Source organism: Paenibacillus sp. fava2, assembly GCF_058313675.1.
Genome location: NZ_CM177755.1, coordinates 6,618,076 through 6,632,605 on the forward strand (window position 1 = coordinate 6,618,076; position 14,530 = coordinate 6,632,605).

At 50.8% G+C, this 14,530-nt stretch carries 19 protein-coding genes and 1 other annotated feature; of the genes, 1 reads left to right on the forward strand and 18 read right to left on the reverse strand.

Annotated elements, in window-relative coordinates:
• Window positions 1–326: 326 nt before the first annotated feature.
• From AC4G46_RS29275 to AC4G46_RS29360, 18 genes are all read right to left on the reverse strand, one after another.
• A complete protein-coding gene (locus tag AC4G46_RS29275) occupies window positions 327–932 on the reverse strand; it encodes a class I SAM-dependent methyltransferase (RefSeq protein ID WP_491125736.1) in 606 nt (201 codons plus the stop codon).
• Between the two features lie 128 nt (window positions 933–1,060).
• The gene (gene rplL, locus AC4G46_RS29280) at window positions 1,061–1,423 is read right to left on the reverse strand and encodes a 50S ribosomal protein L7/L12 (RefSeq protein ID WP_068727690.1); all 363 of its coding nucleotides are present in this window, start codon (window positions 1,421–1,423) and stop codon (window positions 1,061–1,063) included.
• A 64-nt stretch (window positions 1,424–1,487) separates the two neighbouring features.
• Window positions 1,488–1,991, reverse strand: a complete 504-nt coding sequence (gene rplJ / locus AC4G46_RS29285; RefSeq protein WP_042202325.1) for a 50S ribosomal protein L10 — start codon at window positions 1,989–1,991, stop codon at window positions 1,488–1,490.
• 65 nt (window positions 1,992–2,056) lie between these two features.
• Window positions 2,057–2,210: a sequence feature (ribosomal protein L10 leader region), on the reverse strand.
• A 65-nt stretch (window positions 2,211–2,275) separates the two neighbouring features.
• Window positions 2,276–2,968, reverse strand: coding sequence for a 50S ribosomal protein L1 (rplA, locus tag AC4G46_RS29290; protein ID WP_068727692.1), 693 nt, complete (start codon window positions 2,966–2,968; stop codon window positions 2,276–2,278).
• A gap of 81 nt (window positions 2,969–3,049) precedes the next feature.
• Complete coding sequence (gene rplK, locus AC4G46_RS29295) at window positions 3,050–3,475, reverse strand: 50S ribosomal protein L11 (RefSeq protein WP_019908208.1); 426 nt, start codon at window positions 3,473–3,475, stop codon at window positions 3,050–3,052.
• Between the two features lie 77 nt (window positions 3,476–3,552).
• On the reverse strand, window positions 3,553–4,086 hold the full coding sequence (gene nusG / locus AC4G46_RS29300; RefSeq protein WP_020427084.1) for a transcription termination/antitermination protein NusG: 534 nt from the start codon (window positions 4,084–4,086) through the stop codon (window positions 3,553–3,555).
• Between the two features lie 21 nt (window positions 4,087–4,107).
• Window positions 4,108–4,299: a preprotein translocase subunit SecE gene (gene secE, locus AC4G46_RS29305; RefSeq protein WP_068727696.1), complete on the reverse strand. Its 192-nt coding sequence runs from the start codon at window positions 4,297–4,299 to the stop codon at window positions 4,108–4,110.
• Between the two features lie 20 nt (window positions 4,300–4,319).
• Window positions 4,320–4,469, reverse strand: a complete 150-nt coding sequence (gene rpmG, locus AC4G46_RS29310; protein ID WP_074086515.1) for a 50S ribosomal protein L33 — start codon at window positions 4,467–4,469, stop codon at window positions 4,320–4,322.
• A 362-nt stretch (window positions 4,470–4,831) separates the two neighbouring features.
• Entirely contained in the window at window positions 4,832–5,476 is a 645-nt protein-coding gene (gene sigH, locus AC4G46_RS29315) for an RNA polymerase sporulation sigma factor SigH (RefSeq protein ID WP_068727698.1), read from the reverse strand.
• A gap of 159 nt (window positions 5,477–5,635) precedes the next feature.
• On the reverse strand, window positions 5,636–6,157 hold the full coding sequence (locus AC4G46_RS29320) for an NYN domain-containing protein (RefSeq protein WP_491125737.1): 522 nt from the start codon (window positions 6,155–6,157) through the stop codon (window positions 5,636–5,638).
• A 2-nt stretch (window positions 6,158–6,159) separates the two neighbouring features.
• Window positions 6,160–6,921 (reverse strand): 23S rRNA (guanosine(2251)-2'-O)-methyltransferase RlmB, encoded by a 762-nt coding sequence (gene rlmB / locus AC4G46_RS29325; protein WP_090719464.1) that lies wholly within the window; start codon window positions 6,919–6,921, stop codon window positions 6,160–6,162.
• Window positions 6,922–6,954: 33 nt separating this feature from the next.
• Window positions 6,955–7,392 (reverse strand): Mini-ribonuclease 3, encoded by a 438-nt coding sequence (locus AC4G46_RS29330; RefSeq protein ID WP_090719466.1) that lies wholly within the window; start codon window positions 7,390–7,392, stop codon window positions 6,955–6,957.
• A complete protein-coding gene (gene cysS, locus AC4G46_RS29335) occupies window positions 7,389–8,795 on the reverse strand; it encodes a cysteine--tRNA ligase (protein WP_491129003.1) in 1,407 nt (468 codons plus the stop codon). The genes AC4G46_RS29330 and cysS overlap by 4 nt, the downstream gene beginning before the upstream one ends.
• A 54-nt stretch (window positions 8,796–8,849) precedes the next feature.
• Window positions 8,850–9,542: a serine O-acetyltransferase gene (cysE, locus tag AC4G46_RS29340; RefSeq protein ID WP_068727707.1), complete on the reverse strand. Its 693-nt coding sequence runs from the start codon at window positions 9,540–9,542 to the stop codon at window positions 8,850–8,852.
• Between the two features lie 492 nt (window positions 9,543–10,034).
• Window positions 10,035–11,498, reverse strand: a complete 1,464-nt coding sequence (gene gltX / locus AC4G46_RS29345) for a glutamate--tRNA ligase (protein ID WP_491125738.1) — start codon at window positions 11,496–11,498, stop codon at window positions 10,035–10,037.
• A 51-nt stretch (window positions 11,499–11,549) separates the two neighbouring features.
• Window positions 11,550–12,038 (reverse strand): 2-C-methyl-D-erythritol 2,4-cyclodiphosphate synthase, encoded by a 489-nt coding sequence (gene ispF, locus AC4G46_RS29350; RefSeq protein WP_491125739.1) that lies wholly within the window; start codon window positions 12,036–12,038, stop codon window positions 11,550–11,552.
• Between the two features lie 3 nt (window positions 12,039–12,041).
• On the reverse strand, window positions 12,042–12,734 hold the full coding sequence (ispD, locus tag AC4G46_RS29355; RefSeq protein ID WP_491125740.1) for a 2-C-methyl-D-erythritol 4-phosphate cytidylyltransferase: 693 nt from the start codon (window positions 12,732–12,734) through the stop codon (window positions 12,042–12,044).
• Between the two features lie 96 nt (window positions 12,735–12,830).
• Entirely contained in the window at window positions 12,831–13,919 is a 1,089-nt protein-coding gene (locus tag AC4G46_RS29360) for a PIN/TRAM domain-containing protein (protein WP_491125741.1), read from the reverse strand.
• Between the two features lie 210 nt (window positions 13,920–14,129).
• Between AC4G46_RS29360 and AC4G46_RS29365 the strand changes: the two genes are divergently transcribed.
• A complete protein-coding gene (locus AC4G46_RS29365; RefSeq protein WP_039877428.1) occupies window positions 14,130–14,525 on the forward strand; it encodes a nucleoside triphosphate pyrophosphohydrolase family protein in 396 nt (131 codons plus the stop codon).
• Window positions 14,526–14,530: the final 5 nt, after the last annotated feature.

The window sequence follows — 14,530 nt, forward strand, 5'->3', positions numbered from 1 at the left end:
ATTCGACCATAAATAAAGAAAAGCCCTTATCGAAATCTTCGAAAAAAGAGCGCATCTATCCATGGCCAAAATACTCCTTATCCAGTAGATTTGCCTAAAACGTACATATTATACGTCAACAAGCAACAGTTTATGCGCTATTAACTATTATCCCGGCGGACTTCGCCGCGACAGTAACATAGAGAACGGAATTCGCACAAACTTCCCAAACGGCTTGCGCTTGCCGGCGACAATATCACTTGACATTTCAGCAAACTAAAGACATGGAGCCTAGGTTAATACTGACATTTTATAATAATACCACTATTAAAAGCACATGTCAATAATCATTCAACTATTTTTTGCGCTTTAATAATGCGGTATCCCTTATCCTTTGTTACTTCCTCTACAACCGGGAACAGACTTTCCAGCTTGGCCACCGCCGAAGGCGCCCCCTGCTTCTTCTGAATGACAATCCACAGCGCTCCGCCCTCGTTCAAATGCTCATATGCCTGTTCAAAAATCTGATGCACCACGGCTTTACCTGCCCGGATCGGCGGGTTGGTGAGGACCACATCGAACTTCTGCCCCTGCACTGCAGACAGCACATCACTTTCTTTCACCGTAATGTTCTTTACACCATTATTCCCGGCATTCTCGCGGGCAAGCTCTACCGCACGGCTGTTGATGTCGATCATCGTAACATGGCCTTCCGGAGCAAGCAGAGCAGCACTGATTCCAATAGGCCCGTATCCGCACCCAACATCAAGAACTGCCGCATTACGCGGTATCTCGATTGATTCAATCAGCACCCTGCTTCCGTAATCGATATCCCCTTTGGAAAAAACGCCGGCATCACTTATAAATTTGAGGCTTTTCCCTCTTAGTACTGTGTTTAGCGTCCGTCTGTCATGGCGCGCATCCGGCTGCTGGGAGTAATAATGCTGCGACATTCATTGCCCTCCCTTCTTATCAAAGTAACAACTTCTTTATAAAGCAACCCCCTTGAACAAGTTCAAGGGGGTTGCAAGAACCGGAAGAGAATTACCTCTATCCGGGGTAATGCTTTATGGAAGCGAAATTACTTCACTTCTACAGCTGCGCCTGCTTCTTCCAATTTTGCTTTGGTAGCATCAGCATCTTCTTTGCTTACTTTTTCTTTGATTGGCTTAGGAGCGTTGTCTACCAGGTCTTTAGCTTCTTTCAAGCCCAGACCAGTGATTTCGCGAACGATTTTGATAACGTTGATCTTGGAAGCGCCAGCGCTTGTCAGGATTACGTCAAATTCAGTTTGCTCTTCAACAGCTGCTGCCGCTGCGCCGCCGCCTACTGCAACTGGAGCTGCAGCAGTTACGCCGAATTCTTCTTCGATTGCTTTAACCAGGTCGTTCAGTTCCAGTACGCTCATGCCTTTAATTGCTTCCAAGATTGCTTCTTTACTCATGGTTGAACCTCCATTTTATAATTAAATTTGTTTGTGTTTGTGTTACGAGACCCGAGACAAAGGCTTACGCGCTTTGTTCTTCTTTTTCAGCGACAGCTTTAACTGCAAGCGCGAAGTTGCGCATTGGAGCTTGAAGCACGCTAAGCAGCATGGAGAGCAAACCTTCGCGGGAAGGAAGTTCTGCCAGTGCCTTGATTTGCGCCTCATCTACAACTTTGCCTTCTACTACGCCACCCTTAAGTTTCAGAGCGTCGTTCTTCTTAGCGAAGTCGTTCAAAATTTTGGCAGCAATTACTGCGTCAGTTTCACTGAAGGCGATGGCTGTAGGACCAGTCAGTACTGCATCCAGATCAGTCAGTTCAGCCGCTGCAGTTGCACGACGAAGCAATGTGTTCTTCAGGACCTGGAACTCAACGCCAGCTTCACGAAGCTGCTTACGCAGTTCGGTTACTTGCGAAACGTTCAGACCGCGGTAGTCCGCAACAACAGTAGAGATACTGTTCTGCAGTTTGCCGGTAACAACATCAACCGCATCCTGTTTAGCTTGGATTACTTTTGCATTTGCCAATTGTATACACCTCCTGAAAATTTATGTGACGGCGTTCTCTTCCAAAGAATCTCCGCCGTTCCTACGCAGGCATTAGAAAAGCCTCCGCAGAATCACGAAGGCTTGATAAAAGGAAAGTCTCAAGGCAGATGCCCGGTACTTTATATTTCTATCACAACACCTCGGTAGGAAATTAAGCCTTAAGGCACCTACTGTCTACGGTAAGCATATTCAAGTTTAAGAATGATCACCTTAAGTACAACTGTTATAGATTATCAGAGATAACTCCAAGAGTCAACCCCTAATTATCTGTAAGCAGCTGTGCTCACACGTGCGCTTGGTCCCATTGTGGAAGAAATAGCGATGCCTTTAAGGTATACACCTTTAGCAGCAGCCGGTTTCGCCCGGTTCAAAGCGTCGATAAGAGCTTTAAGATTCTCGTTCAGTTGTTCAGGAGCAAAGGACACTTTGCCGATAGGCGCGTGAATTTGACCTGCTTTATCGAGACGGTATTCGATTTTACCGGCTTTGATTTCTTGCACAGCCTTGGTAACGTCGAAAGTAACAGTACCAGCTTTAGGGTTAGGCATAAGGCCTTTACCACCGAGCAGACGACCCAGTTTACCGACTTCACTCATCATATCAGGTGTAGCTACGCAGACATCGAACTCAAACCAGCCCTGTTGGATTTTGTTGATCATATCCTGATCGCCAACATAATCCGCGCCGGCAGCTTCCGCTTCCTTCGCTTTTTCACCTTTTGCAAATACAAGCACGCGTTGTGTTTTACCAGTGCCGTGTGGCAGGACAACAACACCACGAACTGCTTGGTCTTGTTTACGCGGGTCTACACCCAGACGAACTGCTGCTTCAACGGTTTCGTCGAATTTGGCAGTTGCCGCCTTTTTCACAAGCTCTACAGCTTCTGAAGGCTCGTAAGTCGCTTCGCTGTTGATCAGCTTAGCAGATTCCAGGTATTTCTTACCATGTTTAGCCATGAAAATGTTCCTCCTTTGTGGTGTTAGCGGAAATTCCTCCCACATATTGCGGTCATGAATGACCGGTTCATCGAATACATATTAGTCTTCGATTGTGATACCCATAGAACGGGCAGTACCTTCAACCATACGCATTGCAGCTTCAACAGATGCAGCGTTAAGGTCAGGCATTTTGGTTTCGGCGATTTCACGAACCGCTGCGCGGCCGAGCTTCGCTACTTTTTTCTTGTTTGGTTCACCGGATCCTTTTTCTACTTTAGCAGCGATGCGAAGCAGAACGGCAGCCGGAGGAGTTTTAGTGATGAAAGTAAAGGAACGGTCTTCAAACACTGTAATTTCAACCGGGATGATCAGACCAGCCTGGTCAGCAGTACGGGCGTTGAATTCCTTACAGAATGCCATGATGTTGACACCTGCTTGACCCAACGCAGGACCTACTGGAGGCGCTGGATTCGCTTTCCCTGCAGGAATCTGCAGTTTCACCATTTTGATAACTTTTTTAGCCATGAGTGACACCTCCTTGCAAAAATAGTGGTATTCGAACGCTCATCGCGTTCTCCCACAAGAAACCCTTGACACTGTTATTATATTTTTTCCACTTGAGTGAAATCCAACTCCAGCGGGGTTTCCCGTCCAAACATGTTGACATGCACTTTGATCTTGCTCTTGTCGGCCAAAATTTCTTCCACGGAGCCCACGAAATTCGCAAAAGGCCCAACCATAATACGTACGGATTCCTTAATTTCGAAATCAATCTTCGCTTTAGGTTCAACCATGCCCATATGCTTCAGAATTTGTTCAACTTCTTCCGGAAGCAAAGCGGTAGGCTTGGAGCCGGAACCTGTCGAACCGACAAATCCGGTAACGCCCGGCGTATTGCGGACAACATACCATGAATCATCAGTCTGAACCATTTCAACCAAAACATAACCAGGGTAAACTTTACGCATGACAGTCTTTTTCTTACCGTCCTTGTTTACCAGCTCTTCTTCCATAGGAACAAGAACGCGGAATATTTTGTCTTCCATGCCCATGGACTCAACGCGTTTTTCCAAATTGGCCTTAACCTTATTCTCATACCCGGAATAGGTATGAACAACATACCATCTTTTTTCCATACCAAGCCACCTTGGACCTCTCTAAATAATCGCTTCAATTACAGCGGAAATAATGATGTCCAGAACCCAGAAGTAAACAGCGATAACTACAATTGTACCGAGAACGATCATTGTATAGTTCTTCAGCTCTTTACGGCTAGGCCAGCGAACTTTTTTGAGTTCACTCCAGCTCTCAGTGAAAAAGGAAAACAGAGACTTGAAACTACGTTTCACGCCGACTACACCTCCAAAGACTATCTGGTTTCGCGATGAGGAGTTTGCTCGTTACAGAACTTGCAAAATTTCTTCATCTCCAAGCGGTCGGGGTGATTTCGCTTGTTTTTGGTTGTCGCATAGTTTCTTTGTTTGCAACTTGTACAAGCCAAAGTGATAATTACCCGCATGATGTGCACCTCCCGAAGACGTACTTCTAATTTAAATTAGAAGACGCAAATATTGATCCTAAAAAAAACCCGCGAATTTAGGCCTACCTAAAACACTTTAGCATAATGTCAACGTCTGTGTCAACGAAAGAATTGCCCTATCGCGCTGGGTAATTCCGGGTTTGTAGTCGTGTGCCGCATGTAGTCCTTGCTCTGCCTTTTTCCCGCTGAACACGGTTATTCCCTATCATTATGGAGCATTCCGACTTTGTGTAAACCTGTTCCAACCGCAAGCGTCCAAATTCTCGTCTAATCCAGATACAGAAGCCAGCAAAACACTAAAAAAAGACTCGATGTCCGAGCCTTTCATTAACATTATATCATTAATTGTCACGCACTTCCAGATATCTTTCCAATTTCCGTTTGACCCGCTGCAATGCATTATCAATAGACTTCACATGCCGCTTCAGATCCTCGGCAATTTCCTGATAGGAGCGTCCGTCCAGATAAAGCATCAGCACCTTGCGTTCCAGATCGCTCAGGATCTCCGCCATCTTATCTTCCAGTCCGATGAATTCCTCCTGGTTAATAATCAGCTCTTCCGGATCCAGCACCTGGGTGCCGCAGATCACATCCATCAGTGTCCGGTCGGAGTCCTCATCATAGATGGGCTTGTCCAAAGATACGTAGGAGTTGAGCGGAATATGCTTCTGGCGGGTAGCCGTCTTAATCGCGGTAATGATCTGACGGGTAATGCAAAGCTCGGCAAACGCCTTGAATGAAGAAAGCTTGTCGCCCTTGAAGTCACGGATTGCCTTATACAGGCCAATCATGCCTTCCTGCACGATATCCTCCCGGTCAGCCCCGATTAAAAAATAGGAGCGGGCCTTGGCGCGTACGAAATTACGGTACTTGTTAATTAAGTGTTCCAATGCGCCGCTGTCGCCACTACGGAAGATCTCGACAATCTCTTCATCACTTATGAAATCATACTCGGAAAGCATTATTTCCTTGAGGTCGACACTCACCAAGAATCCCCCCGGCTGCAACGCAAGACACATCGTTACTTAGCTAAAATATAGGAACAGTATATATTATGTTACCTTACAACGTCAACCGGATATTGTCCAAAAACAATCTTCAATAACATTTAATGGCATTTTTCTACTCAGAGTGCTTCAGCTAATTCATTGCCGCCGCCAGTCTTCAAGTCGTTTGCGCATATCCGGCGGGAGCTTTTCTTCCAGTGAGTGCCGTTTGGAGCTGATGCTTTCCGGTTCTATCGCCTTTTTGACAAGCTTCTGGTTCTCTTCAATTTCCACCTTCAGCTCACGGGCGGAGACACGCAGAGCCCCTTGGGCAAAAATGACATGCTGTTCCACGAAATCGCTGGTTGCCACATAGATCTGCCGGCGCCGGTGAGTGTATTCCCCCACCAGTCGCTCGATGCATTCGTCCGCCGTCTCTTTTTCCTTAGTGAAGACCACCTGTACCTTCCCCTGTACAAAAGAACGCCCGAGTCCCGGGACACGGTAAGCATCGAACACGGCGATAACGCGCCGCCCGGTGAATGCCTGATAATCGGCCAGCATATCCAGCAGCCGGTCACGCGCCTCCTGCATGCCGGTCAGCGAGAGTGCCGCGAGTTCCGGCCAGCCGCCTATCATGTTGTATCCATCCACCAGCAGCACATCGCGCCAGTCAGCCATAGCTATCCCTGCTGATGCCGGCGGCGCAGCACCTCATACATAATAACGCCGGCAGCAACGGATGCGTTAAGGGAATTGATTTTGCCGGCCATTGGAAGCTTAAGCAGCACATCACATTTTTCGCGGATCAGCCGGCCCATGCCTTTATTCTCATTGCCGATAACGACTGCAACCGGTCCGGTAAAAATATCTGATTCATACAGATTCTGATCCGTAGCGACATCCGTGCCCACTACCCAGACGCCCAGCTCCTTCAGCCGGTCAATGGTCTGTCCGAGATTGGTAACCCGGGCAACAGGAACGTATTCTACAGCGCCTGCTGATGTTTTGGAGACTGTCGCTGTAATCTGCGCCGAGCGGCGCTTCGGAACAATTACGCCATGCACCCCGGTGCAGTCCGCCGTACGCAGGATGGAGCCCAGATTATGCGGGTCTTCAATTTCATCGAGCAGAATCAGAAACGGCGGTTCTCCCTTAGCTTCGGCTGCTGCCAGAATATCAGACACCTCAGTATAGGCAAAAGGTGCTGCTTGGGCCACTACCCCCTGATGCTGCACTCCGGGTGCAAGCTGATCCAGCTTCCGCTTGTCGACATGCTGGATTACGATGCCCGCCTTGCGTGCTTCTGCAATAATAGGCGCCGTTAAATGCTTCTGCGCCGTTTCAGCGACCCAGATTTTGTTCAGTGTACGGCCGGCGCGGAGCGCTTCAAGCACTGAATGCTTGCCGGCCAGTATTTCCTCTTCCGTCTTTAGTTCTTCCATGATCACGCCTCCTGTTCTTTATCTTTAACGGCCTCACTTGGACCGGTTCATCATATACTGGATACTGCTGTGGACCAGCTCCTGAATTCTCGCCTGCTGTCCCGTGTAATACAGATGTCCGATCAGACACTCAAATGCCGTGGCATGACGGTATTCGAGCACATCGGCATTTTTGGGAATCGTGCCTGATTTGGCGTTGCGACCCTGGCGGGCCACATCCTTCTCCTCATCGGTCAGCTGCGGCTCCAGATAGGCAAGAATAGTGCTCTGCGCTTTGGCAGAGACGAGTCCGGTGGCCGTCCTGTGCAGATGATTAGGCCGGAGATTCGGCAGCGAGATCAGATACTGCCTTACCGCAACCTCATAGATGGCATCCCCGGCATAGGCCAGGACGATTGGCGAGAGTAGCCGGGCCGGCTGCGAAGGCTCGTACGGGAACCAGGCCTGATCTAGATTAAACCCGCTGCTCATTTGCGCCGCCACCGCATTCCCTGCGGAGTATCCTCCAGCAGAATGCCGAGGCTGTTCAGCTCATCACGGATCTCATCGGACCGGCTCCAGTTCTTGTTCTTACGCGCTTCCGCCCGTTCAGCAATCAGACGTTCAACCTCTTCACTTGCCACCTCAGCTTCAAGCTCAGGAGTCAGGTTTAATACAGCATTCATTTCAGCGTAAGTCTTCAGCAGCGCTGCGAGATCTGCCGCCGCAGCATCCGTCTTGGCCAGCGTTTGATTCGCCAGGCTCACCCAGTCAAACACGGCGGTGATGGCATCCGGCGTATTGAAATCATCCTGCATTTTCGCATGAAAACTGCCGGTGATCGCAGCCAGCCGCTCGGTAACCGGAGCACTTGCTTCACCCTCAGCCCCTTCAGGAGCCAGTTCAAGCCGGTGCTTCACATTGCTCTCAGCAAGAGCAATCCGTTCCACGCTCTTCTCGGCGGACAGCAATGCTTCCTCCGTAAAGTTCAGCTGATTGCGGTAATGGCTGGAGAGCATGAAATACCGGATTGTCCCTGCCTTAAAGCGGGCGCGGATATCCTTTACAAGCAGGCCGTTACCCAGAGATTTCGACATTTTCTCGTCGCCGATGTTCAGAAACGCGTTATGCATCCAATAATTCGACAGGGGCTCACCAGTCAGCGCTTCGGTCTGTGCGCATTCGCATTCATGGTGCGGGAACTTCAGATCCTCTCCGCCGCCATGGATGTCGATAGTCTTGCCTAAATATTCGCGGACCATCGCCGAGCATTCGATGTGCCAGCCGGGCCGTCCCTCTCCCCATGGACTTGCCCAGTGCACCTCGCCCGGTTTGGCCGCCTTCCACAGCACAAAGTCCTCCTGGTTTTCCTTACGGGGATCTACTTCGACACGGATACCGAAGCGCAGCTCCTCCAGGTTCTGGCGGGACAGCTTGCCGTAATCAGCAAATTTACCGGTACGGTAGTACACATCCCCGCCGTTCTCATAGGCGTAGCCCTTCTCTTCAAGCTCCTTGATAAACTCAATAATCTTATCCATGCTCTCCGTAACCCGCGGATTCATGGTCGCCGGCTTCACGCCGAGTCCGGCCAGATCCTCCTGATAAGCCGCAATGAACATATCCGCAACCTCGGCCACAGTGATGTTCATCTCTTCCGCTTTACGGATCATTTTGTCATCCACATCAGTGAAGTTGGTCAGATAACGCACTTCATTGCCGAGTGATTCCAGATAGTTGCGCACCATATCAAAAACGATAACCGGTCTGGCATTCCCGATATGCATATAGCCATAGACTGTAGGTCCGCATACGTACATCTTCACTTTGCCCGGCTCCTGCGGTACAAACTCTTCTTTACTGCGTGTCATAGTGTTGTAGATTTGCAAAGCCATTTCTGTTCCCAATCCTTTCTGTTGTTCCGGGATTCACTTAAACTCCGGCAATCTTTAAATTTCATAATCTCCGATATACTGCTGGCTTTCCAGCCTCCGCTGCTCGGCCTTCTGTTTATCCTCATTACCCATCTGCTCGCGCAGCTCCTCAATTTCCTTCTGCAGAAACCGCAGGGAATCAATGAGCGGATCGGGCATTTTGGTATGATCCAGGCGGTCGGATACCCGTTCCCCGTTGCGCTTGACTACACGTCCAGGGTTGCCCACGACTGTACTGTTGTTCGGAACTTCCCGCAGAACGACTGCATTGGAGCCTATATTGGAATTATCGCCGATCCGGAAGGATCCCAGTACTTTTGCCCCTGAACCGATAACTACATTGTTGCCGACCGTCGGATGACGCTTGCCCTTTTCCTTCCCCGTACCGCCAAGGGTTACCCCCTGATAGATAATGACGTCATCGCCAATTTCACAGGTTTCACCGATGACGATCCCCATGCCGTGGTCAATGAACAGCCGGTTACCAATCCGCGCACCGGGGTGGATCTCCACACCGGTCATGAACCGGCTGAACTGCGAGACAATCCGTGCCAGTGTAAACCACCGGCGGGTATACAGGGAATGGGCGATTCTGTGCGCCCATATTGCGTGAAGTCCGGCATAAGTAAACACAACCTCGAATTTGCTCCGCGCCGCAGGATCGTTGTCGAATACAGCCCGGATATCCGACTTTATATGCTTAAACATCACGTTTCCCCTCTTCTTGGCTTCGCCGCCTCCTGTTAACAGGTACGCTTGGCGAAGGTAGTATCAACCCGCTTTGTAACCCGCCACTGCATGGCACTGAATTCTCCTTATATTCCGACAAAAAACGCCTCTGCAGCTCAAAGCTGCAGAGGCGTTAAACCGCGGTTCCACTCTGCTTGGATCATGTATCAGCGCTTATTGCCGTTACCGGCCTGCTGCTGATGCTGTCCCTCTTGCGTTAATAACGGCAACGTTCCCGGCACAGCCTAACGCTCCTCTGGTGGAACCGCTCAGCCGCACAGCTCACAGGCGCATGTTCTGCGGAAGACAAGTGAATAACTCCCAGCCACGTAGGAAACAGATCCTCAGCGGTTATTCTCTCTGGCAATTGTCTTTATACGCATACTTCTCCTGATCACAGCTATTACAATATGTCTCTATCTTAGCGAAAAGAACCTGGACTGACAAGGGTTATACGCGGCCTTCTGCAGCCTAGTTCCCTTTAATTTGTGATTTCAGACGTTCAATTACCCGGTTGCGTCCAAGCAGGGCAATTGTCACATTAAGATCACGGCCATGCGTCTGGCCGGTCAGGGCCACACGGATCGGCATAAACAGCCCTTTACCCTTATGGCCGGTTTCTTTCTGCACTTCTTTAATCAGCACTGCCATGTTCGCAGCAGTGAAGTCCTCAGTAGCTTCCACCTTAGCCAGGAATGCGGACAATACCTCCGGCACCTGCGGCTCGGCAAGCACCTGGGCTGCTTCCGTCTCCAGCTCCAGATGGCTGCGGAAGAACAGCTCGGACAACGCAACAATGTCTGATGCTGCCGTCATCTGCTCCTGGTACAGCGCTACAAGGCTTTCGGCCCAAGTCTGCTGCTCTTCATTCAGCTCTGCCGGAAGCCGGCCTGCTTTCTGAAGATGCGGGATAGCAAGGCGTGCAATCCGCTGAGGGTCTGCATGTTTGATATAGTGGTTGTTGATATGTGCCAGCTTGTTCTTGTCGAACACTGCCGGGCTCTTCGACAGGCGGTCAGCGGTAAAGATCGAGATCAGCTCTTCCTGGCTGAAGATCTCCTCCTCCCCTTCGGGCGACCAGCCTAGCAGAGAAATATAATTGAACAGCGCCTCAGGCAGGTAGCCCAGCTGGTCATACTGCTCGATAAATTGAATAATGGACTCGTTGCGCTTGCTCAGCTTCTTGTGGTCATCGCCGACAATCAGCGTCATATGGCCGAACAGCGGAGCTTCCCAGCCCAGTGCCTCGTAAATCATCAGCTGGCGCGGCGTGTTCGAAATATGGTCTTCTCCGCGCAGTACATGGGAAATTTCCATCAGATGATCGTCGACGGCAACCGCAAAGTTATAGGTCGGAATTCCGTCCTTCTTCACGATGACAAAGTCGCCCATTTCCTTGGTATTGAAGGAGATGCTGCCCTTAACGATATCGTCAAAGGTATAGGTACGGTCTTCCGGCACCCGGAAACGGATGCTCGCAATACGTCCCTCCGCCTCAAAGGCAAGGCGCTGCTCTTCAGTCAGATTGCGGTGCTTGCCGGAGTATCGCGGAGTTTCGCCGCGTGCGGCCTGCTCCTCACGCTCTGCTTCCAGCTCTTCTTCCGTGCAGTAGCAGCGATAAGCAAGACCGCGGTCAATCAGATCCTGCCAGTATACGCGGTACAGATCCAGACGTTCCGTCTGACGGTACGGTCCGTATTCCCCGCCTACATCTACGCTCTCATCCCAGTTGATGCCCAGCCATTTCAAATACTTCAGCTGGCTTTCTTCGCCGCCGGCAACGTTGCGCTTTACGTCTGTATCTTCGATCCGGATAATGAATTTGCCGCCCTGATTCCGGGCAAACAGATAGTTAAACAATGCCGTTCTGGCATTTCCGATATGTAAATGTCCCGTAGGGCTCGGTGCATAACGCACCCGGACTTGATCCGCCACTGTAATTCCCTCCGCTTCATAATGGGTAAAATTAGGCCTTGCATAGCCATCTCAAGATGATATCACATCTTGGAGCAGGCAGACAATAGATTGTGCCGCAATTCCTTCGCCGCGTCCGGTGAAGCCGAGCTGTTCCGTCGTTGTTGCCTTTACGTTAACCTTGGAAACCTCAGCACCCAGCGCTTTGGCAATAATCTCTGTCATTTGCGGGATATAAGGAGCCATTTTGGGCTTCTGTGCGATTATAGTAGAATCAATATTTCCAAGCTTATAGCCGCGTTCACGGGCAAGCGCCCATACATGCTCCAGCAGCTTCAGGCTGTCTGCATCCTTGAACGCCGGATCAGTATCGGGAAAATGCCGGCCGATATCGCCAAGCCCCAAAGCTCCCAGGATGGCATCGCTGACTGCGTGCAGCAGCACATCCGCATCGGAGTGGCCCAGCAGCCCCTTTTCATAAGGAATCGTTACACCGCCAATAATACACGGTCTTCCCTCTACCAGCTGGTGTACATCAAATCCTTGTCCTACAGCTATCATCTGTTAACCCTCTCCCCTGTTTCTTTGTGTAAACTCTGCAAAATCCAGATCCTCCGGTGTTGTCAGCTTGATATTGCTGTAGCTTCCCTCCACCACTGAGACCGTAATACCGCTGCGTTCCGCAAGGCTGGAATCATCGGTACCAAGAAATCCGTCCCGCTCCGCCGCTTCATAGGACGCCATCAGCTCAGACAGACGAAAAGTCTGCGGGGTCTGAATCGCCCACAGACTTCGCCGGTCAGGTGTAGCCACCACTTGGCCTGCACCATCAACCTGCTTAATAGTATCCTTAACCGGTACAGCAAGCACTGACGCCCCGGTCTGGGCAGCCTTGCTGTAACAGGCGCTGATCTCCGTTGCCGTTACAAACGGGCGTACGCCGTCATGAACCATGACCCAGTCTGTCTCCAGCGCCTGCAGTCCCTTGTACACGGAATGCTGCCGCTCCGCTCCGCCGGCAATAACAGCCTTCACTTTATCCAGCCTGTAAGCCTCCACCCATTCCCGGCAGCGGAGGATATCCGCTTCACCGGTCACCAGCACAATCTCGGAGATCAGCTCATGCCGCTGGAACACCTCAAGCGTATGAACGATAACCGGTTTATCCTGCAGCAGCAGGTACTGCTTGCTCTCAGCGGTCCCCATCCTTGTCCCTTTGCCTGCCGCCACAATTACGGCGCCCACACTGTTTGACATGTCTTTAGGCTCCTGTCTTTCACGTATATCCCCATCATAACGTGTTTGGCGGGCATTTCCAACCCGTAAGACATATTAGAGCCTACGTCAAGGCGCTTACTGCGCTTTTTCCAGCAGCTTCGGCTTGGCAAAAATCATTCTGCCCGCAGAGGTCTGCAGCACACTCGTAACCAGCACTTCCATCGTAGTGCCGATATACTCGCGCCCGCCTTCAACGACAATCATCGTGCCGTCATCCAGATAAGCTACCCCCTGGCCGTGCTCCTTGCCGTCCTTAATGACCTGTACGATAATTTCCTCTCCGGGCAGCACAACCGGTTTAACCGCATTGGCCAGATCGTTGATGTTCAGCACAGACACACCCTGCAGCTCACAAACCTTATTCAGGTTAAAATCATTCGTGACCACCTTGCCGCGCAGCACCTTTGCCAGCTTGACCAGCTTGCTGTCCACCTCGGAGATCTCTTCGAAATCCCCTTCGTAGATGAGGACCTTCACATCGAGCTCTTTCTGGATTTTGTTGAGGATGTCCAGGCCGCGCCGTCCGCGGTTACGCTTCAAGAGGTCCGAAGAATCGGCAATATGCTGCAGCTCCTCAAGCACGAATTCCGGTATAACAATCGTCCCTTCAATAAAGCCTGTCTTACAGATATCGGCGATCCGTCCGTCGATGATGACGCTCGTATCCAGAATTTTATGTTCCTCAGGCCCCCGGCCTTCCGGCTCTTCTGTCTGCCCCCAGCGTCCAGTTGCCCAGAGCGACGCCAGTTCTTCTTTCTTTTCCAGACCGATCCGCAGCCCCATATAACCGAGCGCCAGGGTAGCCGCCACCTGCAGCAGATCGCCAGCTTTGCCGAGCCAGTCCATAGCCGGATACAGCAGCAGGGATAGCAGAAGCCCTCCGGTCAGCCCGGCGGCGCCTGCAGCCATTTCTTTCATCGGTATACGCGAACAGTACGTTACCGCCTCCCGCAGCTTCGAGCCGCCCCAATCCGCGCATAAAGTCCCCGCAATCAAAAAAATAATGGCTCCCAGCACCGTAAACAAAATGCTCCCATCCAGAGGCAGATCGCCTGTCAATCTGTCCATCCCCTGCGGAAATCCCTTTTCTGCCGTATGGTATAGCGAATAGCCGGACCAGGCTCCCAATAACCCGGCAAGCGTCAAAACAATTTTTTTCCACATAACCCTACGCACCTCCTTTTATTCATCCTGAAATGATCTATACCTCTCCAGTATGTTCCAATTCTCAGGTTGGTAATCGCAGGCACGCTTATTTTCTCCAGAAAAAAGTTACCGGTTATGTAAAGGTTGTCAGGAACTCCTATTCCCGTTGAAAACAGGGGGGTACTGGCATATAATGAACTCAATTAAGAACCCAGGGGTGAATGGAAAATGAGCGCACCAAGTTTACAGGCCTTTCAGGATCAAGTCTCCGAACTGCTGCTCCGTCACCGTAGTCTGCTGGATGTCATGTCCAAAAACGGCCAGAGCAGCGCATCCGTTAACCGTGCTGTCGTCAAAGCCATAACCGAATGCGGTTGCATCCAGCTGCACGCCACCAAGCAGGTATTTGAACCGGCGCTTGGACTCGAACAAGCCAAGGAGCTCGCAGGCACTCATCTGGAAGGCGAGCTGTGCGAGAACTGCCGCGAGGTGGTCGCCTCCGAACTGGGGCGTGAGCTGTTCTATATGTCCGCCCTCTGCAATCTGCTTAACATCAATATGGACGAGGTGGTCGCCAAGGAATCGCAGAAGTGCGCCACACTCGGACTGTTTAATCTCTCTTGAACCCT